Source organism: Stenotrophomonas sp. VV52, assembly GCF_002893095.1.
Lineage (GTDB): Bacteria > Pseudomonadota > Gammaproteobacteria > Xanthomonadales > Xanthomonadaceae > Stenotrophomonas > Stenotrophomonas aracearum.
On record NZ_PKQQ01000009.1, the window covers coordinates 150,490 to 176,961 of the forward strand.

The window sequence follows — 26,472 nt, forward strand, 5'->3', positions numbered from 1 at the left end:
CGGATCAGCCGCCGGCGGCCTTGGCTTCGATGGCGCGCAGGGCCTGCGGCCAGTCGAATGCGGTGGGCGCTTCGACCATGCGCGGCTCGTCGTCGGCCACGCCATGCTGGGTTTCATGCGCCCAGGTCACGGCATACGGGGTATGGATGCCCCAGCCGCCAAGGGTGACCACCGGCTCGATGTCCGACCGCAGCGAGTTGCCGACCATGACGAAGCGCTCCATCGGCAGGTCGAATTCTTCCAGCACGCGGGCGTAGGTTTCCGGGTCCTTCTCGGACACGATCTCGATGCGCGGGAACAGGTCGCGCAGGTTGGCGACCTTGATCTTGGCTTCCTGGTGGAACAGGTCGCCCTTGGTGATCAGCACCACCGGGTAGTCGCGCGCGATCTCGGCCACCGACTCGCGCACGCCGTCGATCAGTTCGACCGGGTGGCGCAGGGTGTCATGGCCGATGTCCAGGATCAGCTGCAGGTCGCGTGCGGCGATGTTCTTTCCGGTGATCTCGATGGCCGCTTCCAGCATCGACAGGGTCATGCCCTTGACGCCGTAGCCGAACACGCCGAGGTTGCGCTGCTGCACTTCCAGCAGGTGGCGCGCGGTGGCGGTGTCGTGCACGTCGATGTAGCGCGACAGGATGTCGAGATAATCCTGCTCGGCCTTGCGGTAATAGTCCTCGCTCTTCCACAGCGTGTCGTCACCGTCAAAACCGACCAGACCGATGGCGCCGTTGGGCGTGGGCATGGAGGTCATCATCGGCCAAGGATACCAAGCGGGCAGAAGGAAGGGCGGCCGAAGCCGCCCCTCCGGGGCCATCCACCGTTGTCCGGCGGTTTCAGGCCAGTTGCGCGTGGATCCTGTTGATCAGCGGCCCGGGGCGGCGTTGCCACCGCCGGCGGCACCCTGCTGGGCGGCCACGTAGGCCTTGTACTCGTCCGGCGTGAGCTTGCCGTCCTTGTTGGTGTCGGCCTGGTCGAACACCTGGGCAAGGCCGGCGTTCACCTGGGCCTCGGTCTTGCTGATGGCGCCGTCACCGTCGGTGTCGACACTGGCCCACGTCTGGCCACCACCGCCACTGGCCTGCGAGGCCTGGGCGGCCGCGCCGGTTGCCGCGTCAGCCGCGTCGCTCGCCTGGGCCGCCGACTGCTGGGCCTGCGCGGCCTGGGTCTGGGCCTGCGCTGCACTCTGCTGGGCGGTCTGGGCCATCGCCGGAATGGCCAGCACACTGCCTGCGGCGATCATCAGGGCGATCAGGGGCTTGCGGTTGCGAATAGTCATCTGGGTGGTCTCCTTGAGGGATGTTGCGCGGCTGTTGTTTCCGCACGGCCCCACACTGCCAGCCCGTTTGTGAATCGATCTTGCGCCCGAATCGGCGTGCGCACGCGGTCTTAACCACATGCGCGAAGCGCTCGGTTACCCGGGTGGTTACGCACAGGTGAGCGATTGGTAAGACGCCCATTCAATCGCGCCGGATTTAACCGGATACGAACGAAAACTCAGCTTTCGCTGGCGTTTTTTTCGCCTGAGCGCGAACTGAACAAAAGCCAGCCCAATGCAACACCGAAGAGTGCACCGGCCACTTCGATCACCACGCGGGAGCCCAATTCGTTGGGGTCGTGGATGGTGGCCAGGTACATCCGCGCGAAGAACGGCGACTCCAGCCGCACGATGCCCATGTAGAACAGCTTCCACGCGTCGATGCCAGCCGAGATCACCACGGCCATGACGCAGGCCCAGCCTATGGCGTAGCCCATGCTCCAGCCGGCCCAGCGGCACACCCGGTGCCACAGCGCGTACACCAGCAGGCCGACCAGCAGGGCGATCAGCCCGGCTTCCAGCGTGCCCAGCAATCCAAAGTGCAGCGGCAGGTTCATCGTGGTCCACAGGTTCGGTGAGCGCGCATTGTAGCGGCGCGGCTCAGCGCACCGGCACGTCGTAGGCGGTACCGGGGGCCGGCTCCGGGCTGAGCGTGAAGTGCCACCACTCCTGTGGGTAGTTGGCGAAACCCCGGCGCTGCATGGCCTGCAGCAGGGTGTGCCGGTTCTGGTGCTGGGCCGGGGTGACGTCGGGCGCGTCGGTATGCGCGCGCGGGCCGAAGAAGTCGAAGTCGGTGCCCATGTCGACCGGCGTGCAGGGGTCGCGGCGGCAGTCGAGCAGGCCGAGGTCGACGGTGGCGCCGCGGCTGTGGCCGGAGGTTTCGGCGATGTACTCGCCCAGCAGCGCGGGCTTTTCCAGGCTGGGGTACTGGGTGGCCTTGCGCGACTGCTCCAGCGGGTCGTTGGCCCAGTCGACGAAGGCGCGCACCGACTGCGCGGGGCGGTAGCAGTCGAACAGCTGCAGGCCGTAGCCGCGTTCGCGCAGGTCGGCTTCCACCTGGGCCAGCGCGGTGGCGGCCGGGCGCAGCAGGAAGCACTTGGGTGCGTCGTAGCCGGGAACCGGGCGGCCAGTGAAGTTGTTGGCCGTGGCGTAGCGCATGTCGAGCTGGATGTCAGGCGCGAGGGTGCGGATGTCGACCAGGCCGGCCTGGTCGGTGGTGCGTACCAGGGCGATGGTGACCGGTTGGGCGTGCGCCACCGGGGTTGCGAGCGCCAGCAGAAGGCTAAGGACAGTCGCCGATACGGGTGAAGTGCAGGTCCTGGAAGTCATAGCTGAAGTCGATGTCCGGATCGATGGCGCGCAGGGTGAGCGCGGGCGGGGTGCCCGGCGTAACCTGCAGCCAGGGTTCGGCGTCCGCTCCGAGGGTATCCCACTGCACCAGCCAGCGGGTGTCGAGCTGCATGACGGTGCCGCGCAGGGTGGGCGACTTGTCGACGGTGAAGCGGAGGCGGTCGTTTTCCGGGCAGAGGCGGGCCTGGCCGAGCCAGGGGTCGCGGTAGAGGCCGGTGGCACCGCGCAGCCACGCAGGGCGTGGCTCTACCGGGGAACGCCCATCCGTGTTTGGGCGTACATGGCCTGCGTTGCGGCGGTTGGCCTGCTCGGCGTTCAACTGCGCGGCATACCCCGCCACCGTCTGCTTCTGCTCCGGCGCGGTGTACTGTTTCAACGCCGCCTGCATCAGCACGGTGCGCGCGTCCTCGCCTTCGCCGTCGATCAGGATCACCACGCCTACCTTGCGGTCCGGCAGCAGCGCCAGCGAGGAATAGCTGCCCGAGAGCGTGCCGGTATGCGCGACCTTCCACTGCCCGTCCAGGTCCGACAAACGCCAGCCGTAGCCATAGGCGGAGAAATGCGCGTTGTCCCAGGCGCGCTGGCGTTCGCCCAGTGGCATCGGCATGTGCGCGGTCCACAGCGCGCGGCGCTGGGTGTCGCTGAGCCAGCCGGGCACCAGCGTGGGATCCAGCAGCACCTGCATCCAGCGGGTCATGTCGCGCAGGCTGCAGCGGATACCACCGGCCGCGAGCGAAGTCAGTTCGGCGGGCACTTGGCATCCGGCCATGCCCAGCGGTACGAACACTTCCTCGTGCAGCAGCTGGTCGATCGGCTTGCCTCCGGCCGCGGCGGCGACTTCGCCGGCCACCACGTACATCAGGTTGTCGTAGGCGTACCCGCTGCGGAAGCTGGTAACCGGCTTGAGATGGGCCAGCCCGGCAATGATGTCGGCGCGGGTGTACTGGTTGGGCTCGGGCCACAGCATCAGGTCGCCTGCGCCCAGGCCCAGGCCGCTGTTGTGGATGAGCAGGTCGCGTACCTGCATGTGTTCGGTGACCCAGGGGTCGAACATGCGGAACTGCGGCAGGTGCTTGATGACCGGGTCGTCCCAGGCGAGCAGGCCACGGTCGACCAGTCGTGCGAGCACGGCGGCGGTCATCGCCTTGCTGTTGGAGGCGATGCGGAAATGCGTGTCGGCGGTGATCGGCTCGATGCGGTCGCCGCGGCGTTCGCCACGGGTCCCGGTAAAGACCATCTCGCCAGTGTCTACCACCGCCATCGCGATGCCGGGCAGGTCGTAACGCTCGGCCGTGCCGTCGAGCATGGGCGTGAAAGGCGACGGCTCAGCCGCCGCTGCGGGTAGTGACGCGGCCAGTGCAACGATCAGCAGCAGGGGGCGGAGCGCGAACGGCATGTGCGGATGGTTCCAGAGCAAAGAAGTGCCGGGCCGCAGAACATCCTGCGGCCCGGCGGTGCTGCGGCGATCAGAAGTTCCAGGTCGCCATCAGCTGGGTGTAGCGCGGGGCCTGCCAGCGGGTCCCGGTGTTGAAGGTGTTCTCGCGATACTGGCCCGGCTGGGCTTCGTAGCGCTGGTGGACGTTGATGACGGTCTGGTTGTTGAACAGGTTGAACACCGAGAGCCGCACGCTCAGGTCGATGCCCTCCACCGGCAGGCGCCAGGTGACGTTGGCGCCCATGGTCCAGGTCCACGGCAGGCGACCGTACGCGCCGCGCGGGGTGTATTCGAACTGGCGCTGGTCGTACGGGCCGGAACAGTTGGCCACGCACAGCCAGCCGGTGCCACCGCCGCCGCTCTCGTTGGAGGTGCTGCCGCCGGCCACGGTGTCGCCCGGCCACATCACGCCGAAGGCGGTGATGGGACCACCGGACAACACCTGCAGGGTGGTGCCGAACGACCAGGTTTCATTCAACGCGTACGCCGCGCGGAACTTGAACTGGTGGCGGAAGTCATTGAACAGCACGCCGTAGCGTTCGTTGTTGGACGGGTGATCCCAGTGCTGGACCATGCCGGTGTCGCCATAGCCGGTATCGGAGTTGACCGGTCCTTCGAAGTTGCCGTCGCTGCGCGACCACAGGTAGGAGGCGTTGAACAGCCACTTCTCGTCCCAGCCACGGTCGATCTGGAATTCCAGCGCCTTGTAGGTGCGCTTGGGCTTGGAATAGCCGACCACTTCGCCGCTGCCGCCCTTGCGGTAGCCGCTGTTGGCAGTGTCGATGGTGATCCAGCCTTCGGTGGCGCAGCCGATGCTGGAGTCGCCCCAGATGGTCAGGTTCTCACCCGGGTTGGCGATCGGCCACAGGGTGGTGCCGGTCGGGCCGCACGGGGTGTAGTTCAGGCGCATGTCGTCCAGCGCGCGGTCCATGGTGCGGTAGGTGGCGTTGACGCCCCACGACCAGGCCTGGTTGATCATGCTCTGGAAGCCCAGGATGTACTCGTCCTGGTAGACCGCCTTGAGGTCGCGATCCACGCTCTGGCGCAGGTCGGCCGCACCGGTGTTCATGCGGGTGTCGACCGGGCCGATCTGCTGGCCGATGATCGGCGCCGCGTACGGCGCGCCGGTGACCGGGTTGGCCTGCTGCTGCCAGCCGTCGAGGACGAAGTAGGAGTACTCGTCGGTGAGGCCGCCGGCGAAGTTGACGTTGATGTTGTTGGTGACCGGCAGGTAGTAGCGGCCGGCGTTACCGAACAGCTTGGTGGTGGCGTCACCCTTCACGTCCCAGGAGAAGCCCACGCGCGGCGCGATGAGGTCGTCCATCTTGATGAAGGCGTCGCCGTCGGCGGTGCGGTTCTCGAAGCGGTCCCAGCGTACGCCCAGGTTGAGCATGAGGTTGGGGGTGATGTTCCAGATGTCTTCGAGGTAGAACGCGTTGGCTTCGGTTTCGAAGGTGCCGCCGGACACGCGGTTGCGGCCGCGCAGCATCTCGGTGACGCCCGGCGGTACGAATGCGTTGGCGCCGTCCCACACTTCATCGCCCGGGCGGGCGACGTAGGCGGTGTAGCTGAGCTGGGTCGGACCCGGGTAGCGGGTGGACTGCTCGGTGGTCATCAGCTCGCGGTCCACGCCGAAGCGCAGCAGGTGGCGGCCGAGCTGCCATTCGAAGTCCAGGCGGGCCACGTCGCGGGTGTCGTCGCGCTCGGCCACGGCGGCGCCGGTCGGGTGGCAGCCCGGGCGCAGGCCGTTGAGCCTGTAGAGGCGCGAGGCGTAGCTGGCGTCGGTGAACACCGGGCTGCAGGCTTCGTCGAGCGAGGAGCTGGTGAAGGCGCGCTGGTTGTTCTGGCCGACCATGGCACGCGCGGTGAAGGTTTCACCGAAGTGGCCGGTATAGGTGGCCGAGTAGTTGCGGCCGCCGGTCTCGGTGACCGAATCGCCGCCCCACTGGCCGATCTCGTTCGCGTCCCAGTCGTAGTTGTAGGAGCCGTTGGTGACGTCGCCTTCGTCGGAGAAGCCCAGCAGCGAGATGCTGTGGTTGTCGGTGATGTTCCAGTCGAGCTTGGCGCCCCAGAAGCCGTTGTCGGCCTCGTTCTTGAACCAGGTCAGGGCGTCGTTGGAGGTGTTGTGGCCGCTGTCGTTGCGATCTTCATACATGGCGAACAGGAACAGCTTGTCCTGCACGAGCGCGCCGGAGCCCCACACGTTGGTCTTGAAGAACGAGCTGTCGTCGCGGCTTGCGTAGGAATGCGGGGTGCCGTCGCGATGGAAGTGGTCGCGCCCGCTGGAGCGCCACGCGCTCGGCTCGGCGGTGATCTCGATGCCACCCTTGAGCTCGTTGCTGCCCGAGCGGGTCACGGCGTTGATCACGCCGCCGGTGGAACGGCCGAATTCCACCGAGTAGCCGCCGGTCTTGACCTGGAACTCGTTGAAGAACGCGAACGGTGCGCTGGAGAAGCCGCGCCGGGTGTACATGTCGGTGACGTTGAGACCGTTGATGAACACCGCGTTCTCGGCCACCGAGGAACCGGCGAACGACAGGCCACCGAAGGTGGAGTTGCCGCCGACCACGCCGGGGGCGAGCAGCGCCACCGCGGAAAGGTCCTGCGCCACCGGCAGGCGTTCCAGCTCCTGGCGGTTGACGTTGAATGAGGTCTCGGTGGTGGACACGTCCACCCGGTTGACCACGCGCGTACCGACCACCTGCAGTGCGTCCAGGTTGACTACGCCGCCGCCACTGCCGAGGTTGACCGTGGTGGTGCCGCCGATGGCCACGCTCACGGCGACCGGGTCACCGAGGTCCTGGCCGTCGCGGCTGAGCTGCAGCTGGTAGTTGCCCACCGGCAGCTGGCCGAGGCGATAGGTGCCGTCGGCGCTGGCGGTGACCGTGCGGGTCTGCCCGGTACTGGTGCTGACCACGGTGATCTGGTCGCCGGCGCTGGCGCGACCGGCCACCGCACCGCTGACCGCCTGCGCGAATGCCACGGTGGGCACCAGGCTGCCCAGACACGCTCCCAACGCGACGCACAGCGCCGCCCGCTTCAAACCGTTCGCTTTCATTCCCTGCTCTCTCCTTCAAGGGTGAAATGGTGATGGTGCTGATTAGTGCGTGGACTTCGCCGGCACGACGTGCGACTGGAAGTCGTAATTCCATTGATCGAAGTACAGGTTGCCGCCGGACCATTCGACTTCGCCGCGTTGCGAGTCGACGGTGTCCGAGCGCGGATGCCGTTTGGCCGGTTGGAACGGTTGCTGGAAATCGTCGTTGAAGGCGATGCGGTAGGCGTCGAGTCCACCGAAGTAGAAGTCGCGCAGGGCGGGCTCATTGCTCTGCAGGCGGCCGGTGGTGACGTCCATCGGCACCCAGCCGTACGGGGCCAGGTACAGCGCACCCCAGTCGTGCAGGTTGTTGTAGCCCACCGCGTCGTCGGAATAGACCATGCCCGACTGCCAGCGCGCCGGAATGCCGTTCAGGCGCAGCAGGGCGATCAACAGCAGGGTCTGCTGCCCGCAGTCGGCGTGGCCGGCGTGCAGGGCGTAGTCGCTGATGTTGGATATGGTGGAGTATTCGCGGGCGCCGGCCCAGGGAATCTGGTCGACGGCGTCGAACAGCTTCTGCGCGATGGCATAGGGATTGGTTTCAGTGCCCACCACGCGCTGCGAGAACGCGCGCAGGGCCGGGGTGAACACCACGTGCGGCGGCTGCTCGGCCAGGTAGGGCTGCAGTGCCGGATCGTTCGGCGTGGCAGTGACCTTGGCGCGGTCGATGGGGATATGGCGCGCGTATACGGTGACCGCATAGCGGATTTCGAAGCGGGTGGGCTTTCCGGCCACCGCCTTCTGCTGCAGGTGAACGGTGCGCTGCTGCGCAGATTCCGGGGCGATCACCGCACCCTGCTGCGGGGCGATCCAGGTGATGTCTTCCTGCTGGCCGGCGATGGCGCGCGGGTATGGAATCCACGCCTGCAGCAGTTCGCCGGCCGGCACGGCGTCGGGCTTGACCGTGATCGACTGGGTGACCTCCACACGGCGCGGCACCAGGCTGGTCGCGCTGGTTTCCCTTGCTGCGGCGATGATCTCGTAGTGGTGCGGGGCGAGGTTTTCGTACGGACCCTCAGTGGGCAGCGGCACATTCGGCGCGCGCCGTGAACGTGCTTCAGCGCTGACCCGGAACAGATTGGACGGCGCGCGCTTGAAGTAACGGCGCTCGCCATCGATGTCCAGGTGTTCGATCAGGCCGGCCGCGTCCCAGCGCGCGAATTCGTCATCGCGCAGGTCGGGAATCTGCTTGCGCAGCTGCGTCTTCGCCTGCGCTTCGTCCAGGCTGAAGTCCAGCCGCATGCGGCGCATGCGTTCGCGTTGGAACGTATAGGTGGCGCGCTGCTCGGCGCTGAGCGAAGGCTCTGCCAGCCGTTCGGTAATGACAGCGTCGGCCGCAGCGAACTGGCCCTGGTCGATCTGTGCGATCAACGCGTCCTGGGCCAGCACCGGCGTCTGCAACGACGCCAGGCCCAGCAGCAGGCACGCCGTGGCGGCGCGACGGGCGAAGGTCGAGGCAGAACGCGGTTTGCTAACGGGCAGATCCACAGCGACACTTCCCAACGTGCGGGTGGTAATCGCTGTGTAACACGGGCCTGACAGGGGGTCAATAATTTATTCTTGCTTTCGCTGAAAAAAGGAATAAATATTCCTGACGCTTCCGAGGAGGATGACCGCTCCATGATCCAGGCTTCCCCCCGCCGCCCTGCGCGGCTTGCGTGGCCGGCGCGCGTAGTGCTGGCAGCGATGCTGGCCCTGCCCGGCACCGCCGCCTGGGCCGAGGCCCCGGTTGCGACCCCCAGTGGTTTCGGCGGCGTGGTCGGGCTGCGCGAGGCCTACCTGGACCCGGCGTTCTGGGCGGCGCGGCTGCCTAACTCGGACCGGGTGATCCTGGACCGGGCCGGCATTGACGCGCAGAACGCACGCATGCGGGCCGAAGACGACTCCATTCACGACCTGCGGGCGCTGCCGGCGTCGCTGCCGCGTGCGCAGGTGCTGGCCGACATCCAGAAGCTCTCGCGCTGGCCTGAAAAGGCACTGTTCGGCGTCGACACCCAGCCGATTGCCGCCACGGCACGCGCCAGCATCGAGGCCAACCTGGCACTGGATGCGATTCCCGCCGCGCGCCCGCTGCAGTACGGACTGGTCACCCACCGCGCCGACCTGCGCGCGTTCCCGACCGCGCTGCGGGTGTTCACCTCGCAGGGCGACACCGATATCGACCGCTTCCAGGAGTCCGCGCTGTTCCCGGGCGACGCGGTGGCGGTGCTGCATGAGAGCGCCGACGGGAAGTGGCTGTTCGTCACCAGCGAGCGCTACTCGGCGTGGATCGAAAAGCGCTTCGTGGGAATCGGCGATGCCGCGACGGTGCTCGGCTACGGCCAGAAGGGCCCGTATCGGGTGGTGACCGGCGCGACCGCGTTCACCGCCTTCACCCCGGAAGCACCGCGCGTGTCGCGGTTGCAGCTGGACATGGGCGTGCGGCTGCCGGTGTTGGCCGACTGGCCCCAGGCGCAGACCGTGAACGGCCAGCAGGCGCATGCCGCGCACGTGGTGCAGTTGCCGGTGCGCAATACCGACGGCTCGCTGGCACTGGTGCCGGCGCTGCTGCCGCGCTCGCAGGACACCGCCGCCGACTACCTGCCGCTGACCCCGCGCAACCTGCTTACCCAGGCCTTCAAGTTCCTGGGCGAGCGCTACGGCTGGGGCCATTCCTACGACACCCGCGACTGCAGCGGCTTCGTTTCGGAGATCTACCGCAGCTTCGGCGTGCTGATGCCGCGCAACACCAGCGCGCAGGCGGTGAGCCCGGCGCTGGACCGCATCGCCTTCACCGCGACGGACGACAAGGCCAAGCGCAACGCCGCCGTGCAGCAGCTGCAGGTGGGCGACCTGGTCTACATCCCGGGCCATGTGATGGTCACCATTGGTCAGCTGGACGGGCAGACGTGGATGATCCACGACACCTCCGGCGGCAGCTGGTTCGGGCCGGGCGGCACGCGTGTGCAGGCGCATCTCAATGGGGTATCGGTGACCCCGCTGCAGCCGATGATGGCCAGCGACACCGTCAGTTACATCGACCGCATCACCAACATCCAGCGTATCCGGCCCCAGACTCCTTGATGAAAATCACCGACATTGAACTTGGCATGCTGCGCGTGCCGCTGAAGACCCCGTTCAAGACCGCATTGCGTACCGTGGACACGGTGGAAGACGTGGTGGTGCTGGTCCGCACCGACAGCGGCCACACCGGGTACGGTGAAGCGCCGGCCACGGCGGTGATCACCGGCGATACCCACGGCTCAATCGTCGAAGCCATCGACCGCTTCATCAAGCCGCGCCTGATCGGGCAGGAGGTGGCCAACCTCAACCGCATCTGCGCGCTGATCCAGTCGTCGATGGAGCGCAACACCAGCGCCAAGGCGGCGGTGGAGATCGCGGTGTACGACCTGTGGGCGCAGCTACACGGCGCACCGCTGTACCAGATGCTGGGCGGTGGCGACCCGGTGATCACCACCGACATCACCATCAGCGTGGACTACATCGACAAGATGGTGGCCGATTCGCTGTCAGCGATCGACCGTGGCTTCGAGTCGTTGAAGATCAAGGTCGGCAAGGACATCGGGCTGGACATCGAGCGGGTCAAGGCGATCCACGCGGCGGTGCAGGGCCGGGCGCTGCTGCGCCTGGACGCCAACCAGGGCTGGACCGCCAAGCAGGCGGTGCACGCCATGCGCACCCTGGAAGACGCCGGGGTGGTGCTGGAACTGCTGGAGCAGCCGGTGAAGGCGGCCGACATCAGCGGGCTGAAGTACGTGACCGACCGGGTCAACACGCCGGTGATGGCCGATGAGAGCGTGTTCAACCCGGGCCAGGTGTTCGACCTGATCCAGCAGCGCGCGGCGGACATCATCAACATCAAGCTGATGAAGACCGGCGGCCTCTCCAACGCGATCCGGATTGCCGACATCGCCGCCATCTACGGGGTGCCGTGCATGATCGGCTGCATGATCGAGTCGAGCATCAGCGTGGCTGCGGCGGTGCACCTGGCCGTGGCCAAGAGCGAGGTCATCACCAAGGTGGACCTGGACGGGCCATCATTGGGGCAGTTCAATCCGGTCACAGGCGGGGTACATTTCAACGAGTCCGAGATCACCATCAGCGATGCGCCGGGATTGGGCATCACCGAAGTGCGAGGATTGGAGATGTTGAAGCCCCCTATATGGTGAAGAGCGCATGCCGCCCCTGGTGAAAATCCGCTCCGAGCGTGACCACATGTCGGCGATCGAACGCCGAATTGCCGACTTCATCCTCGACAACGCCCACCTGCTGCGCGACTACTCCTCGCAGCAGCTGGCCAGCGCGCTGGGGATCAGCCAGTCCAGCGTGGTCAAGTTCAGCCAGAAGCTGGGCTTCAAGGGCTATCCGGACCTTAAGTATTCCATCGGCGAGGCGGTGGCCCGTGCCGGCAATGAGGGTGGTAGCAGTCCGCCAACCGCCGCCCCGGCCAACGATTACGACCAGCTGGCCGAACGCCTGCGCCTGAGCCGCACGGCGGCCGACGAGGAAACCCGGCTGGCCAACCCGCAGGCTGACGTAGAAGCGATCGTGCGGCTGATCGACGACGCGCCCAAGCTGTTCGTGTACGGGCTGGGCGACGATGGGCTGTATGCGCGCGAATTCGCCATGCGGCTTTCGCTGCTGGGCATGCTGACCGTGCACCATGCCGACCCGATCCTGATGATGGCCAACCTCTCGGCCGCACGCCCGGGCGATGTGCTGCTGGTGTTTTCCGAGTTCGGCAAGCTGCCGCAGCTGTTCCAGCTGTCGCGCCAGTTCCAGGACATGGGCGGCAAGGTGGTGTCGATCACCCGGCACAGCGCCAACCCGCTGCGCGCGCATGCCGACGGTGCGCTGGTCGTGTGCGCGCACGACCCGGCGCCGCACGTGGCGCAACTGTTGTACCGTTCTGCCCTGCAGTCGCTGCTGGACTTCGTGTTCGTGCTGCTCTGCCACGCCAACCCGGACCGCCACCGCCAGCTCGGGGTGAACCTGGAACGGATCGAACACCTGATCGATACCTGATTGCCGGAGTCTGCCCGATGCTGTCGTTGCTGCGTACCGCTGTTGCCGTCGTGCTGGTTGCCAGCGCCCTGCCCGTTGCCGCGCTGACCCCGGCGGTGGCCCCGCTGCAGGAGCACTGGCAGATGATCGTGGTTACCACCGAGGGCTGGGATGCCACCCAGGGCCAGTTGCAGGCGTACTCGCGCACGGCCACGGGTTGGAAGGCGGAGGGCGAGGCGTTCGCGGTGTCGGTAGGCCGCAGCGGCAGCGCCTGGGGCGTGGGCCTGGTGCCGGCCGCAAACGGCGACGGACCGCAGCAGCCGGGCGAGCCTGTGAAGCAGGAAGGTGATGGCCGCAGCCCGGCCGGCATCTTCAGCATCGGCACTGCGTTCGGCTATGCCGACAAGGCCACCACGTCCCTGCCCTACCAGCCGATGCTGGACAGCAGCTACTGCATGGACGTGCCGGATTCGAAGTACTACAACCGCATCGTGGACGCCGAGGTGGTCGGCGCCGAGGCGGTGGAGGGTTCCACCGAGCCGATGCGGCTGGACCTGCACAACAAGGGCGACGTGCGGTACCGCCAGGGCTTCGTGATCGAGCACAACCCGGGCGCCGAGCCGCGCCGGGGCAGCTGCATCTTCGCGCACCTGTGGCGCACGCCGGGCGAGGCCACTGCCGGTTGCACCGCGATGCAGCCCGAGCACATGGCCGCGCTGCTGAAGTGGCTGGACCCGGCGCAGAAGCCGGTGTTCGTGCTGCTGCCGCGCGCGCAGTACCAGCGCGTGCAGCACGACTGGCAGCTGCCGCCGCTGGCCGGGGCCGCTGAATGAGCGCCACGCCCGAACCGCAACTCGAACGCGCGGTCAGCCGTTGGCAGATCGTGGGGCTGTCGATCAACGATGTGATCGGCAGCGGCATCTACCTGCTGCCGGCGGCTACGGTGCTCCTGCTGGGGCCGTTCAGCCTGTGGGGCGTGGTGGCGGCGGGCATCGTGGTGGCGCTGCTGGTGCTGTGCTACGCGCAGGCCGCCAGCTACTTCGACGAGCCCGGTGGCAGCTACCTGTATGCGCGCGAGGCGTTCGGGCGCTTTGCCGGGTTCGAGATCGGCTGGATGATCTGGCTGACCCGGATCAGCTCGGCGGCGGCGCTGAGCAATGCACTGGCCGACGCCGTGGCGCGGTTCTGGCCGTGGGCCGGGCACGACCTCGGCCGGGTGCTGATCATCGTGGCGTCGCTGGGCTTCCTGACCGCCGTGAACGTGGCCGGGGTGCGCTCGGCCGCACGCACCGGGATCGTGCTGGTGATCGGCAAGATGCTGCCGCTGCTGCTGTTCGTGGCGATCGGCGCGTTCTATGTGGATACGGACCTGGCGTTCTCGGGCACCCGCCCGGACCCGCATGACCTGCAGCGCATGGGGGAGGCGGCACTGTTGCTGCTGTATGCGTATGCCGGGTTCGAGAACATTCCGGCGGCGGCCGGCGAGTACCGCAACCCGCGCCGGGACATTCCGTTCGCGCTGATCACGATGATCATCACGGTGACGGTGATCTACGGTGCGGTGCAGTTCATCGCGCAGGGCACGCTGCCGGGCCTGGCCGATTCGGCCACGCCGCTGGCCGACGCGGCGGCGGGGTTCGGCGGCGAGGCGCTTGCGCTGATCCTGACCGTGGGCGCGACGATCTCGATCCTGGGCACCAACAGCAACACGATGATGATGGGCCCGCGCTTCCTGTTCGCGCTGGCCCGCGATGGCTATGGACCGAAGCTGCTGGCGCAGGTGCACCCGCGCTTCCGCACCCCGGCCGCGGCGATCATCACCCAGGGGTTGATCGCGCTGGTGCTGGCGTTGTCGGGTTCGTTCGTGCAGCTGGCGCTGTTGTCGATGACCACGCGGTTGTTCGCCTACATCGGCACGGCGGCGGCGGTGATCGTGCTGGCGCGGCGGTTCCGCGATCGTCCCGGTGCGTTGAAGCTGCCCGGTGGCCCGTTGATTCCGATCCTGGCGCTGGTGCTGTGCCTGGCGCTGTTCGCCAGTGCAAGCTGGCAGAACATCGCGGCGGCGTTGATCGCGTTTGCGGTGGGTGGGGTGATTTACCTGTTGCCGCGCAAGAACGTGGGGTGATTGGCTTCGGTGGCACCGCGTGGGACACGCATGGCGTGTCGCTACGCGGTCATTGTCCCGTGGGACACGCGTGGTCCGCGTAGAGACACGCCATGCGTGTCCGCGTCACGCCCCGGCAGCGCGCTGCCCTTGACCCACCATTCACCCCACGCGCCCACGGCGTTAACCGCCTTCTGGCTACGGTACAGCCTCACCCCACCGGAGCCAGACATGAGCCCTGATTACCAGATTCCCGGCCGGGTGCCGGAAGATGGCGTGCCGCGCGAAGCCGTATCCGATTACTGGCGTGAACGCTTCAGCGCCGAGCCGTATTACGACAGCGACCAGCGCTTTGAAGACTACGAGCCGGCCTACTACCTGGGCTACAGCTCGCGCCATACCCGCACCCGAGCCGATGAAGTCATCGAAGCCTACGAGCAGGTGGAAGCCGAGCTGGAATCGCGCTGGGCGCGTGAACAGGCCACCAGCAAGCTGACCTGGGCGCAGGCGCGCAACGCGGTCCGCCGTGGCTGGGACGAGTCCACCTCGCTGCACCAGGCGCACCTGGACAAGGGCGTGCCGCGCGGTACCTGACTGCGTACACCCGCCACACCCTGGAACCCGTAGCCGTGAGGCTGCGGGTTTTCTTCGTGACCTCTGGTCCACGCCCCGTTGATGTGCATGGTGTACAACACCGGTTGGCCATTCGCGTCCCCATCCGGAGATTTCCCATGACCCGTCGTCTGCTGCTCAGCGTTGCCCTTGCCGTCACCCCCGCCCTGTTCACCACCGCCTGCGTTGCTGCCGACAAGGCGGGCGCCGCCGCCGCGCCGCAGCTGGACAAGGCCCAGTGGCCGTTCACCGCGACCGAAGTGGCCCGGTTCGACCAGCCGTGGGCGATGAGCTTCCTGCCGGATGGCACCCTGCTGGTGACTGAAAAGGAAGGCAAGCTCAAGCACTTCAACGTGCAGACGAAGAAGAGCGCGGAGATCACCGGCGTGCCGAAGGTGGCCTACGGCGGCCAGGGCGGCTTCGGCGATATCCTGCCGCACCCGCAGTTCGCGAAGAACCAGTTCGTCTACCTGAGCTATGCCGAGGAAGGCGAAAAGGACACCCGTGGCGCGGCCGTGGCTCGCGCCAAGCTGGTGCTGGCGGCCGATGGCAGCGGCAAGCTGGAAGACCTGAAGGTGATCTGGCGCCAGACCCCGAAGGTGGAAGGCAAGGGCCATTACGGCCACCGCCTGGCCTTCGGCCCGGACGGCAAGCTCTGGATCACCTCCAGCGAGCGGCAGAAGTTCGACCCGGCGCAGGACATGAGTGGCAACCTGGGCAAGATCATCCGCCTCAACGACGACGGCAGCGTGCCGGCTGACAACCCGTTCGCCTCGCAGGGCGGCGTGGCTGCGCAGGCGTGGTCGCTGGGGCATCGCAACGCGCTGGGCATCGCCTTCGACGCGCGCGGCAAGCTGTGGGTGCATGAAATGGGCCCGGCCGGTGGCGACGAGTTGAACCTGATCACGCGCGGCGCCAACTACGGCTACCCGATCGTGTCCAACGGCAACCACTACGATGGCCGCGACATTCCCGACCACGACACCCGCCCGGAATTCGCCGCACCGAAGGTGACCTGGACCCCGGTGATTTCCCCGGCCGGTTTCATCATCTACAGCGGCAAGCTGTTCCCGCAATGGACCGGCAGCGGTTTCATCGGCGGCCTGTCGTCGACCTCGCTGGTGCGCGTGGCGTTCGACGGCGACAACGCGCGCGAAGCGGAGCGCTTCAAGATGGGCGAACGCATCCGCGAAGTGGAACAGGGTCCGGATGGCGCGATCTGGCTGCTGGAAGATGGCAGCAACGCGAAGCTGCTGAAGCTGACCCCGAAGGGTTGATGGAACGGTAGAGCCGGGCAGAGCCCGGCTCTACGACGCATCACTCGCCGATGTTGTTGACCTTCACATCGGCATTTTTGCAGTCGTTGTCCGGGCACACGCCATTGATCCACACCTCGCCCTGGCCGAGCATCACGCCCTGCCAGTTGACGAACAGCTCGTCGAACTTCTGTTCGCCAATCAGCTTGGCCAGCGACGGGGTCACGATCTTGTCGTAGTCGCGCTGGAAGGCTGCGGCATCTGCCACTTTCTGGCTCTTGCCTGCGATGCTGACCCGCACTGGATAACGCATCAGCCCGGCCACGGTGGCGCGGTCACCGGCGGCAACACCGCGCTGCAGGTCGTTGAACACGCTTTCGTATTTCTCGGCATCGCCAAGCAGGCTGTTGATGCGCTCGCGTGCGCCGCCTTCGGCCGGTGCGGCGTCTGCAGGCGTGGCGGCGGAATCGGTGCCCGGAACCGGCGGGGCTGCATCTGGCGTGGGCGCGGTACTGGGCTCCACCGCATCCGGCGAGAGACCTGCCTGCGGTGCGTCTTCAGCAGCAGCAGGCGCGGTGGCCGGCGGCGAGGTCGACGGCGCGGCGGTTTCGTCTGCCGGCGGGGCGGGCTGGCTGCAGGCAGCCAGCAGCATCGTGGGAAGCAGGATCTGGATCAGGCGCATGCGCGGCTCCATGAAGTGCGAACGCGCAGGGTAACGTCGGCGGTGTGCTGGGGTGATGACGGTACCGGTTTCGTCCGGAACCGCGGCCGGGCAGAGCCCGGCGCTACGTCGGATGTCCGTTCCGTCTTCAGCCTGCCAGCAGTTCGAACACCACCGGTTCGCCAGCTGCCGACGAGGCACACACCCACAGGTCGAACTGGCCCGGTTCGGCGCGGAACACGCCGTCGCGGCCGGTGAAGCCCAGCGCGTGGCGGTCCAGGGTGAAGCGCACTTCGGTGCTTTCACCCGGCTGCAGCGCCACCTTGCGGAAGTCCTTCAGCTCACGCACCGGACGCACGCGGCTGGCGACGCGGTCATGGATGTACAGCTGCACTACTTCCTCGCCCGCCACCGCACCCGTGTTGGTCAGGGTGGTGGTGATCTCCAGCGTACCGTCCCAACCGAGCTTGGCGTTGCCCAGCTGCGGCACGCCGTAGCTGAAGGTGGTGTAGCCCAGGCCATGGCCGAACGGATACAGCGGCGCGTTCGGAATCTCGCGCCAGCGTGCCTTGAATTCGGACATGGTCGGCAGCTCGGGGCGGCCGGTGCGCGGATGGTTGTAGAAGAACGGCTGCTGGCCCGACACCTGCGGGAAGCTCACCGGCAGTCGGCCGGACGGGTTGTAGTCGCCGAACAGCACGTCGGCCACGGCCGGGCCGGTCTGGGTGCCCAGGTACCAGGTGATGGCCACGGCCTGCGCATTGCGCACCGCGCCCTGCAGGGCCAGCGCACGACCATTGCGCAGCAGCACCACCAGCGGCTTGCCGGTCATTGCCACGGCTTCGGCCAGCGCCTGCTGCGCCGCCGGCAGGGTGATCTCAACGCGCGACTGCGCTTCACCGCTGTACCGCTGCGGCTCGCCCAGCGCCAGCACCACCACGTCGGCGCGCAGCGCGGCGGCCACGGCCTGCTCGATGCCATCCTGCAGCGCCGCTTCCAGCTCGCAGCCGGGCACGATTTCCAGCAGGCTCTCATCGCCGATCGCCGCGCGCACGCCGGCTTCCAACGTGACGTAGCGCGATTTGTCGCCGAACAGCGTCCAGCAGCCTTCGATGTTCTCGCGGTCCTGCACGAACGGACCGATCAGCGCGATCTTCTGGCCTTCCTTGCGCAGCGGCAGCACGCTGCCTTCGTTCTTCAGCAGCACGATCGAACGGCGCGCGGCGTCGCGCGAGAGTTCGTCGTGTGCGGCGAGGTAGGAGGTGTCTGCTTCGCGCTCGAGGTCCAGCGAACGGTACGGGTCGTCGAACAGGCCGATCGCTTCCTTCAGGTTGAGGATGCGGCGCACCGACTCGTCCAGCGTGGCCATCGGCACGTCGCCGCTTTCGATCAGCTCTGGCAGGTGCACGGCGTAGAAGCCGCTCTGCATGCTGAGGTCCAGGCCGGCGGTGAACGCCTTGGCGGTGGCGTCGCGGTCGTCGGCCGCGTAACCATGCGCCACCAGCTCCATGTCGGCGGTGTAATCGGAGATCACCACGCCCGGGAACTGCCACTCACCGCGCAGGATGTCGGTGAGCAGTTCGGCGTTGGCGCTGGCCGGCACGCCGTTGATGTCGTTGAACGAGGACATCACGGTGATCGCGCCGGCTTCGAAGGCGGCCTTGAATGGCGGCAGGTGCACGTCGCGCAGGGTCTGCGGCGAGATGTCCACCATGTTGTATTCCATGCCGGCCATCACCGCGCCGTAGGCGGCGAAATGCTTGGGCGTGGCCAGCAGCGCGTCGGCCGCGCGCAGGTCCGGGCCCTGGAAGCCTCGCACACGGGCAGCGGCGAACGCACAGCCCAGTACCACGTCTTCGCCTGCACCTTCCGCGCCGCGCCCCCAGCGCTGGTCGCGGGCGATGTCCACGGCCGGCGCGTAGGTCCAGTGCAGGCCACCTGCGGTGGCTTCCACGGCGGTGGCGCGCGCGGTGCGCTCGGCCAGGTCGGGTTCGAAGCTGGCCGCTTCACCGAGCGGGATCGGGAACACGGTGCGCATGCCGTGGATGACGTCGGCAGCCAGGATCACCGGAATGCCCAGTCGGCTTTCCTCCAGCGCTACCTGCTGGATGCGGCGGCCGGCTTCCACGCCCACGCCGTTGAACAGCGAGCCCACCTTGCCTTCGCGCACCTGCTGCAGCACCTGGTCGGCGTTGCTGACGTTGGCTTCCGGGTTCACGTCCGGCGCGAACGGCCGAACCATGTCCGCGAACACGCCCAGCTGGCCGACCTTTTCTTCGACGGTCATCTGGGCAATGAGGGTTTCGATGCGATCGGAGGCCACCGGCAGTCCTTATGAAAACGTTTACAAGGCCGGGATTCTAGCGTCCCCGAGCCCGTTGTGGAGGATTTTGACGTTCATTTTGCATCCCCGGAGGGAAATCCGGCGCAGCCAGGGCGGCGCGCCGGGCTCAGGAGCTTACTCTGCCGCCACCCGATGCTGTTGCGCGGCCATCAGCATCGCATCGCTGGAGGCCTGGAACACGCGCAGCCCGAACGCCGGCAGGATCGCCAGCAGGTGGTCGAACACATCCGACTGGATGCCTTCGTAGCCGGCCCAAGCCGTGGTGCGGGTGAAGCAGTACAGCTCCAGCGGCAGGCCTTCGGTGGTGGGCTGCAGCTGCCGTACCAGCAGCGTCATGTCCGTATGGATGCCCGGATGCTGGCGCAGGTAACGTTCCACGTACGCGCGGAAGGTGCCCAGGTTGGTGACCCGGCGCGCGTTGACCGCATCCACGCCCTTGGCTTCCAGCCCAGTGTTCCATTCCGACAGCTCCGCCTGCTTTTCACGCAGGTAGTCGCCCAGCACCGCGAACTGCTCCAGCCGCTGCAGCGCCTGCGCGTCCAGGAAGCCCACGCTGTGCTGGTCCAGGTACAGCGCGCGCTTGATCCGGCGCCCGCCCGCTTCCTGCATGCCGCGCCAGTTCTTGAACGACTCGGTGACCAGCTTCTTGGTCGGAATGGTGGTGATGGTCTTGTCGAAGTTCTGCACGGTGATGGTGTGCAGGGCGATGTCGATCACATCGCCGTCGGCGTTCTGGCTGGGCATTTCAATCCAGTCGCCCAGCCGCACGCGACCGTCGCCGCTGATCTGCACGCTGGCCACCAGCGACAGGATGGTGTCCTGGAAGATCAGCATGAACACTGCGGTGGCAGCGCCCAGGCCGGTCACCAGCGGGCCGAGCTTCACGCCCAGCAGGGTGGCGACGATGGACAGCCCGGCGATGACGAAGACCACGATCTTCACCACCTGCAGGTAGCCCTTGATCGGCTTGCTGCGGGCGTCGGGGCGGCGTTCGTACAGTTCGTTGGCCGCATCCAGCGCGTGCGAAATGGCCAGCGCCACGGTCAGGATCGCCCAGGCCTGGCACGCGCCGATCACGAACTGCACCAGCTGCGGTGGCAGGTCGGGCACGATGCGGATGCCGGCGGCGATGACCATGCTGGGCACCAGGTTCGACAACCGCGAGATCACCCGCAGGTTGCTGCCGCCTTCGTGGCCGGCGCCATGGCCGGGCAGGCGCCGCAGCAGGCGGCGCAGGCCGCGCAGCAGGATCCGCTTGGTGACGAAATTGGCCAGCCAGGCGGCCAGCGCCAACGCGCACAGCACGAGGGTGGTGTATGCCCAGGGGTACGGTTCCAGGGTCTTCTGCACCCCTTCCAGCCACTGCGTAGTGGCAATCACAGCTTCCTGCATCATGAATCCGCGGTTCGTTCGATGATCACGCCCACCGCCTTGGCCCCGCGCACCGCGCCGGGCTTGCTCAGCTTCAGGCGCAGCCACTGCACGTTGAACTCGCGCAGCACGATCTCGGCAATACGCTCGGCCAGGGTTTCGACCAGGCCGAAATCGGACTCGCGCACGAACTGCTCGATCCGCTTGCTCACGGCCTTGTAGTTCAGGGTGTCGGCGATGTCGTCGCTGGCCGCCGGTTTACGGTTGTCGAAGCCCATTTCCAGGTCGAAACGCAGGGTCTGGCGGATCCGCCGTTCCCAGTCGTAGATCCCGATCAGGGCGTCGATTTCCAGCCCTTCAATGAATACCTTGTCCATAGGAGTGCCACGTGAAAGATGGCGTCCATGGTAACGGCGTGGGCCCGAACGTGCCTCGAACCGGCGATTCAATGGGCTGGAAAAGACAAAGGGCCCCGCGCGGGGCCCTTTGCTTACTGCCAACGTCCCCGGGGGAAATGGGTCTCCCCATGAACTGATCCCGGCGGCACACGGGACTACCGTAGTCGCGGGGCGAGCATCAGGTCAACCTGTCGATCTCATTTTTGCGACGACACTCGCAGAGTTGCCCGTCACGGGCGACTCCGACGAGCGAGCGCTGACTTTTCCGATGGGGCTTGGGTCGCCATCTGAGCAGGATCCATCGATGTAGACACATCGGAGCGCGGGATGCGCAACCTGGAACAGATTCATCGATCTTTCTCGGCCTCACGCATGCAGACCTATGAAGCTGCGGCCTCGCTTGCACCGCGTTCTGGCAACAGATGTTCACCCAGAGATTCGATCAGTCACTCTGGGCAAAGACCATGCGAACCGTGCTGCCTGGCTCGCCGGATCCCGCGCATCGAACTCGGGCTCGTGCCTTCACTGATCTGGAGCGGGTGCGCCAGTTGCGCAACCGAATCGCGCACCACGAGCCTATCTTTGGACGGGACCTGGACGAAGACCTCATGACGATTGCGCGAGTCGTCGGCCTGAGATGCCCTCACGTAGGTCAATGGATGCGCAACCACGAAACCGTATCGGAAGTGCTCAGGCGACGCCCCGGGCTCCCTACACCGCCGGCAACGTCGCCATGTCCCAGCGCGGGGTGACCTGCACCTGCGGCGGGTTGTGCTGGCCGGCTTCCAGGCGCAGCGCGCCGGCGAAGGCGATCATGGCGCCGTTGTCGGTGCACAGTGAGGGGCGCGGGAAGCACGCACGTCCGCCGCGTCGTTCGGCCATCTGCTGCAGCTTGGCGCGCAGGCGCTTGTTGGCGCCCACGCCGCCGGCCACCACGATCACGTCGGTGCCGGCCGCGTCCAGCGCGCGGTCGCACTTGATCGCCAGGGTTTCGACCACGGCGTCTTCAAAACCGCGCGCGATGTCGGCGCGCGTCTGCTCGCTCTTATCGCTGTCGCGCCAGGCCAGCAGGACCTGGGTCTTGAGGCCGGAGAAGCTGAAATCCAGGCCGGGCCGGTCGGTCATCGGGCGGGTGAACTTGAACCGGCCCGGCGTGCCGCGTTCAGCCAGCGCCGCCAGCTGCGGGCCGCCGGGGTACGGCAGGCCCATCAGCTTGGCGGTCTTGTCGAACGCCTCGCCCGCCGCGTCATCCAGGGTCTCGCCCAGCAGGCGGTACTGGCCGATGCGGTCCACCGCCACCAGCTGGGTATGCCCGCCGGAGACCAGCAGGGCCACGAACGGCGCCTGCGGCGGGTCATCTTCCATAAGCGGGGCCAGCAGGTGGCCTTCCATATGGTGTACACCCACCGCCGGCACCTCCAGCGCCCAGGCCAGCGAACGGGCCACGCCCGCCCCCACCAGCAGCGCGCCGACCAGCCCGGGGCCGGCCGTATAGGCCACCCCGTCGATGTCGCCCACGCCCAGCCCGGCCTCGGCCAGGGTCTGGCGGATCAGCGGCAGCAGTTTGCGCACGTGGTCGCGGCTGGCCAGCTCAGGCACCACCCCGCCGTATTCGGCGTGCAGGGCGATCTGGCTGTAGACGGCATGGGCGCGCAGGGCGTCCGGGCCGGCCAGGGAGGTGTCGTACACCGCCACGCCGGTCTCATCGCAGGAAGATTCGATACCAAGGACTCGCATGCCTGCTATTATGGACCTCTTGAGGCCTTGGCAGACGTACCGCCAGCGCGCCCTTCACTACCCAAGGCCAGGAAGTTTGCCGGGGTGGGTTGCAAGTTCTTTTCTCGCCGCTATAATGTGCGGCTCTCACCGGGCGTGACCCGGTTCTACTGTGTCCCGGAGATTCCATGCCCAGCGTTAAAGTCCGCGAGAACGAGCCCTTCGAGTTTGCGCTCCGTCGCTTCAAGCGCACCTGCGAAAAGGCCGGCGTGCTGGCCGAAACCCGCAAGCGCGAGTTCTACGAAAAGCCGACCCAGGAGCGCAAGCGTAAGGCTGCTGCTGCTGTGAAGCGTCAGCTGCGCCGCTCGTCGCGCGACGTCACCAAGCGTCAGCGCCTGTACTGATCGGACGCACTTCGATGCGGCAGGCAGGTCCTGTCGCGGCGGAGCCGAAGCCGGAACGCGCAAGCGTTACCGGCTTTTTGCGTTTCCATACTTCCACCGAACGAGGTGTTCCATGAGCATGAAACAGCAGCTCACCGACGACATGAAGGCCGCCATGAAGGCGGGCGAGAAGCACAAGCTGGCCGTGATCCGCCTGATCAACGCCGAAATCCAGCGTCGTGAAGTGGACGAGCGCGTCACCCTGGATGACGCCGCCGTGATCGCCGTGCTGGACAAGATGGTCAAGCAGCGCAAGGACTCGATCACCCAGTACGACGCGGCCAACCGCGATGACCTGGCGCAGATCGAGCGCGACGAACTGGCGGTGATCGACACCTACCTGCCGGCCAAGATGGGCGAAGCCGAGATCCAGGCCGCCATCCAGGAAGCGGTGGCCGAAACCGGCGCCAGCGGCCCGGCCGACATGGGCAAGCTGATGGGCGCGCTGAAGCCTAAGCTGGCCGGCAAGGCCGACATGGGCCTGGTGTCGCAGCTGGTCAAGAAGCACTTCGCCGGCTGAGCATGCGGGGACACGACCGACGGTCGTGTCCTGCCCGGCAGGCGCGCGTTTCACCCGGCCTTCGAACCGGGCCTGCTAGAAATCAGGCATGTCTTCGCTGCCGCCCTCCCCTGCGCCCGAACCCGCGCACGACCACACCCATGTTCCGCCCCGCCTGCGCAAGTACGTGGACCGGCTTGAACGCAGCTTTCCGGTGGCGGTGGGCAAGCGCTTCGTCGATATCGACGTACTGACCCAGGCTGCATCGGTCTCCTTCTACGCCCTGCTCTCGATGGCACCGCTGCTGGTGCTGCTGCTGTGGCTGACCGCCTCGCTGTATCCGCCCGCGCAGCAGGCGCTGATCGGCCAGATCAACGATGTGGCCGGCAGCAGCGCAGCCACCGTGGCCGACACCGTGCTCAAGAACGCCGACAACCAGCCGTCGATGGGCTCACTGGCCGGGATGTGGAGCACGCTGCTGCTGTTCATCGGCGCCACCGCCGTCTTCGCCCAGCTGCAGAACGCGCTCAACCTGATCTTCAATACCAGTGGCGAGCGGCTCGACGGGATCGTGGCGTGGCTGCGCAAGCGCGTCTTTTCCTTCGGCGTGGTGCTGGCGCTGGGCTTCCTGCTGATCCTGTCGATGACCGCCACCACGATGCTGCAGGTGGCCTTCGCGCAGCTGCCCTCGGTGCTGCCGGCGGTGGGCTACCTGACCAGCCTGGTGCTGTACACGGTGGGGTTCGCGTTCCTGTACCACTACCTGCCCGACCGCCGCGTGGCCTGGCGCCAGGCGTTCATTGGCGGGGCCATCACCTCGGCGCTGTTCGCGCTGGGGCGCTATGCGATCGGGCTGTACATCGCCACCGTGGCGCCGGGCAGCGCCTACGGCTCGATGGGCGCGCTGGTGATCTCGCTGGTGTGGATCTACTACGCCACGGTGGTGTTCTTCGTGGGTGCGCTGATGACGGCGGTGATCGATGAACGCCTGCGGGCGCGCTTCCACCTGGCCGAAGCCGGCATCGAGCCCCCGAAACCGGGCGGAACCAGCGCCAGCTAGTAGACTAGCGGGGTCCCCCGCTACCGCGCGTGGCCGTTGCCGGTCGCGCCCCCAGCCTGCTGCCCATGGCCCGTATCCCCGACGCATTCATCGACGACCTGCTGGCCCGCTCCGACATTGTCGAAGTGGTGGGCAGCCGCGTGCCGTTGAAGCGCCAGGGCAAGGAGTACTCGGCACGCTGCCCGTTCCATGACGAACGCTCGGCGTCGTTCACGGTGTCCCCGACCAAGCAGTTCTATCACTGCTTCGGTTGTGGCGCGCACGGGACGGCGATCAGCTTCCTGATGAACTACGACCGCCTGGAGTTCCTCGACGCGGTCGATGAGCTGGCCAAGCGCGTGGGCATGGAAGTGCCGCGCGAGACGCAGCAGCGCACCGCCCAGCAGCAGGACGACAGCCGCGACCTGTACGCGGCGCTGGATGCGGCCACGCGCTTCTTCCAGAAGTCGCTGGAGGGCAGCGACAAGGCGCGCGCCTACCTGGACCAGCGCGGCGTGGACGAGGAAAACCGCACGCGGTTTGCGATCGGCTATGCGCCCGATGGCTACAGCGCGCTGAAGGATGCGCTGGGCAAGGACGAGCGGCGCATGAAGCTGCTCGACCGCGCCGGCCTGTTTTCCAAGAACGACCGCGGCCATGTCTACGACAAGTTCCGCGACCGGGTGATGTTCCCGATCTTCGACCGGCGCGGGCGCGTGATCGCCTACGGCGGCCGGGTCATGGAGAAGGACGACGGCCCGAAGTACCTCAATTCGCCGGAAACCGCGCTGTTCCACAAGGGCCGCGAGTTGTACGGCCTGTGGCAGGTGCGCCAGGCCAACCAGAAGATCGAGCGGCTGGTGGTGGTGGAAGGCTATATGGACGTGGTCTCGCTGTTCCAGTTCGGGGTCACCCAGGCGGTGGCGACGCTGGGCACGGCGACCACGCCCGAGCACGCCGAGCTGCTGTTCCGCAACGCGCCGGACGTGTTCTTCTGTTTCGACGGCGACGCCGCCGGCCGCCGCGCCGGTTGGCGTGCGCTGGAGTCGGTGCTGCCGCGCATGAAGGACGGGCGCCAGGCGTTCTTCCTGTTCCTGCCCGATGGCGAAGACCCCGACACCATCGTGCGCAAGGAAGGCAAGGAAGGCTTCGACGAGCGGTTGAAGCAAGCGACGCCGCTGTCGCAGTTCTTCTTCGACGAGCTCACCCGCGAGGTCAACATGGCCACGCTGGACGGCAAGGCACGGCTGGCCGAGCGCGCGCGGCCGATGCTGGCGCAGATTCCCGACGGTGCGTTCGGCGACCTAATGAAGCAGCAGCTGTCGACGCTGACCGGGTTGGGTGGCACCGCCACCGCCGCACCGGTTTCGCGTCCACCACCGCGCGCGGTGGCACCGACCCAGCGCCGCAGCCTGGTGCGCGCGGCGATCGCGATCCTGCTGCAGCAGCCGTCACTGGCGATGACGCTGGAAGGCCACCATTTCAGCGGGCTGCGCCTGCCAGGCGTGGAGCTGCTGATCGAGCTGCTCACCCTGGTGGAACAGCGCCCGGATATCAGCACCGGCGCATTGCTGGAGCATTTCGAAGGCCGCGAAGAGCAGGATTCCCTGCACAAGCTGGCCGCGCAGACGCTTCCCGGTGACGAGGCGATGTGGAACCAGGAGCTTCACGATGCGGTGGCGCAGCTGGAAAAACAGCTGTTGCTGCAACGTCTTGAGGAGCTTCAGGCAAAGCAGCGGCAGCAGGGTCTCGACGATACTGACAAGTACGAGCTGCGCGAGCTGTTGAAGGCCCGCGCAGCGTTGCGCTGATTGGACCGACAGGAGAG

The 26,472-nt window shown here is 67.0% G+C and carries 23 protein-coding genes; 11 read left to right on the top strand and 12 right to left on the bottom strand.

The annotated features are described in order from the left end of the window. Positions 1-4: 4 nt before the first annotated feature. The 7 genes from C2U58_RS15175 to C2U58_RS15205 all read right to left on the bottom strand — a co-directional run bounded on the left by C2U58_RS15175 (position 5) and on the right by C2U58_RS15205 (position 8,619). Complete coding sequence (locus tag C2U58_RS15175; RefSeq protein ID WP_102946611.1) at positions 5-754, bottom strand: HAD family hydrolase; 750 nt, start codon at positions 752-754, stop codon at positions 5-7. Positions 755-862: 108 nt separating this feature from the next. Continuing rightward, on the bottom strand, positions 863-1,276 hold the full coding sequence (locus C2U58_RS15180) for a calcium-binding protein (RefSeq protein WP_102946612.1): 414 nt from the start codon (positions 1,274-1,276) through the stop codon (positions 863-865). A 218-nt stretch (positions 1,277-1,494) separates the two neighbouring features. Beyond that, positions 1,495-1,872: a hypothetical protein gene (locus C2U58_RS15185; RefSeq protein WP_102946613.1), complete on the bottom strand. Its 378-nt coding sequence runs from the start codon at positions 1,870-1,872 to the stop codon at positions 1,495-1,497. Positions 1,873-1,915: 43 nt separating this feature from the next. Further along, a complete protein-coding gene (locus C2U58_RS15190; RefSeq protein ID WP_102946614.1) occupies positions 1,916-2,644 on the bottom strand; it encodes a M15 family metallopeptidase in 729 nt (242 codons plus the stop codon). Beyond that, positions 2,598-4,061, bottom strand: a complete 1,464-nt coding sequence (locus tag C2U58_RS15195; protein WP_102946615.1) for a serine hydrolase — start codon at positions 4,059-4,061, stop codon at positions 2,598-2,600. The genes C2U58_RS15190 and C2U58_RS15195 overlap by 47 nt, the downstream gene beginning before the upstream one ends. 70 nt (positions 4,062-4,131) lie before the next feature. Further along, positions 4,132-7,158, bottom strand: coding sequence for a TonB-dependent receptor (locus tag C2U58_RS15200; RefSeq protein ID WP_102946616.1), 3,027 nt, complete (start codon positions 7,156-7,158; stop codon positions 4,132-4,134). Positions 7,159-7,200: 42 nt separating this feature from the next. Further along, positions 7,201-8,619: a transglutaminase domain-containing protein gene (locus tag C2U58_RS15205; RefSeq protein WP_253256757.1), complete on the bottom strand. Its 1,419-nt coding sequence runs from the start codon at positions 8,617-8,619 to the stop codon at positions 7,201-7,203. Between the two features lie 198 nt (positions 8,620-8,817). Between C2U58_RS15205 and C2U58_RS15210 the strand changes: the two genes are divergently transcribed. The 7 genes from C2U58_RS15210 to C2U58_RS15240 all read left to right on the top strand — a co-directional run bounded on the left by C2U58_RS15210 (position 8,818) and on the right by C2U58_RS15240 (position 16,194). Then, positions 8,818-10,260: an SH3 domain-containing protein gene (locus C2U58_RS15210; protein WP_253256752.1), complete on the top strand. Its 1,443-nt coding sequence runs from the start codon at positions 8,818-8,820 to the stop codon at positions 10,258-10,260. Further along, positions 10,260-11,366 carry a dipeptide epimerase gene (locus C2U58_RS15215; protein ID WP_102946619.1) on the top strand — a complete coding sequence of 369 codons (1,107 nt, stop codon included), beginning with the start codon at positions 10,260-10,262 and terminating at the stop codon, positions 11,364-11,366. The genes C2U58_RS15210 and C2U58_RS15215 overlap by 1 nt, the downstream gene beginning before the upstream one ends. 7 nt (positions 11,367-11,373) lie before the next feature. After that, positions 11,374-12,222 carry a MurR/RpiR family transcriptional regulator gene (locus C2U58_RS15220; protein ID WP_102946620.1) on the top strand — a complete coding sequence of 283 codons (849 nt, stop codon included), beginning with the start codon at positions 11,374-11,376 and terminating at the stop codon, positions 12,220-12,222. Positions 12,223-12,239: 17 nt separating this feature from the next. Then, positions 12,240-13,034 carry a L,D-transpeptidase family protein gene (locus C2U58_RS15225; RefSeq protein WP_102946621.1) on the top strand — a complete coding sequence of 265 codons (795 nt, stop codon included), beginning with the start codon at positions 12,240-12,242 and terminating at the stop codon, positions 13,032-13,034. Next, positions 13,031-14,326 carry an amino acid permease gene (locus tag C2U58_RS15230; RefSeq protein ID WP_102946622.1) on the top strand — a complete coding sequence of 432 codons (1,296 nt, stop codon included), beginning with the start codon at positions 13,031-13,033 and terminating at the stop codon, positions 14,324-14,326. Before C2U58_RS15225 ends, C2U58_RS15230 begins: the two co-directional genes overlap by 4 nt. 210 nt (positions 14,327-14,536) lie before the next feature. Further along, on the top strand, positions 14,537-14,899 hold the full coding sequence (locus C2U58_RS15235) for a hypothetical protein (protein WP_070208630.1): 363 nt from the start codon (positions 14,537-14,539) through the stop codon (positions 14,897-14,899). 137 nt (positions 14,900-15,036) lie between these two features. Next, the gene (locus tag C2U58_RS15240; RefSeq protein WP_102946623.1) at positions 15,037-16,194 is read left to right on the top strand and encodes a PQQ-dependent sugar dehydrogenase; all 1,158 of its coding nucleotides are present in this window, start codon (positions 15,037-15,039) and stop codon (positions 16,192-16,194) included. Between the two features lie 40 nt (positions 16,195-16,234). Here the strand turns inward: C2U58_RS15240 and C2U58_RS15245 are convergent, their stop codons facing one another. The 5 genes from C2U58_RS15245 to tsaD all read right to left on the bottom strand — a co-directional run bounded on the left by C2U58_RS15245 (position 16,235) and on the right by tsaD (position 22,684). Further along, the gene (locus tag C2U58_RS15245) at positions 16,235-16,855 is read right to left on the bottom strand and encodes a hypothetical protein (protein ID WP_102946658.1); all 621 of its coding nucleotides are present in this window, start codon (positions 16,853-16,855) and stop codon (positions 16,235-16,237) included. A 127-nt stretch (positions 16,856-16,982) separates the two neighbouring features. Then, complete coding sequence (locus tag C2U58_RS15250) at positions 16,983-19,157, bottom strand: glycoside hydrolase family 3 N-terminal domain-containing protein (RefSeq protein WP_102946624.1); 2,175 nt, start codon at positions 19,155-19,157, stop codon at positions 16,983-16,985. A 135-nt stretch (positions 19,158-19,292) separates the two neighbouring features. After that, positions 19,293-20,570, bottom strand: a complete 1,278-nt coding sequence (locus tag C2U58_RS15255; protein ID WP_102946625.1) for a mechanosensitive ion channel family protein — start codon at positions 20,568-20,570, stop codon at positions 19,293-19,295. Continuing rightward, on the bottom strand, positions 20,570-20,926 hold the full coding sequence (folB, locus tag C2U58_RS15260) for a dihydroneopterin aldolase (RefSeq protein ID WP_102946626.1): 357 nt from the start codon (positions 20,924-20,926) through the stop codon (positions 20,570-20,572). Before folB ends, C2U58_RS15255 begins: the two co-directional genes overlap by 1 nt. A gap of 732 nt (positions 20,927-21,658) precedes the next feature. Beyond that, positions 21,659-22,684: a tRNA (adenosine(37)-N6)-threonylcarbamoyltransferase complex transferase subunit TsaD gene (tsaD, locus tag C2U58_RS15270; RefSeq protein WP_102946628.1), complete on the bottom strand. Its 1,026-nt coding sequence runs from the start codon at positions 22,682-22,684 to the stop codon at positions 21,659-21,661. A gap of 167 nt (positions 22,685-22,851) precedes the next feature. On the opposite strand from tsaD, the gene rpsU reads away from it, so the two are divergent. The 4 genes from rpsU to dnaG all read left to right on the top strand — a co-directional run bounded on the left by rpsU (position 22,852) and on the right by dnaG (position 26,455). Next, on the top strand, positions 22,852-23,067 hold the full coding sequence (gene rpsU / locus C2U58_RS15275; protein ID WP_002808376.1) for a 30S ribosomal protein S21: 216 nt from the start codon (positions 22,852-22,854) through the stop codon (positions 23,065-23,067). Between the two features lie 112 nt (positions 23,068-23,179). Next, positions 23,180-23,626, top strand: coding sequence for a GatB/YqeY domain-containing protein (locus C2U58_RS15280; protein ID WP_102946629.1), 447 nt, complete (start codon positions 23,180-23,182; stop codon positions 23,624-23,626). An 88-nt stretch (positions 23,627-23,714) separates the two neighbouring features. Continuing rightward, the gene (locus C2U58_RS15285) at positions 23,715-24,665 is read left to right on the top strand and encodes a YihY/virulence factor BrkB family protein (protein WP_102946630.1); all 951 of its coding nucleotides are present in this window, start codon (positions 23,715-23,717) and stop codon (positions 24,663-24,665) included. A 65-nt stretch (positions 24,666-24,730) separates the two neighbouring features. Further along, positions 24,731-26,455, top strand: coding sequence for a DNA primase (gene dnaG / locus C2U58_RS15290; protein WP_102946631.1), 1,725 nt, complete (start codon positions 24,731-24,733; stop codon positions 26,453-26,455). Positions 26,456-26,472: the final 17 nt, after the last annotated feature.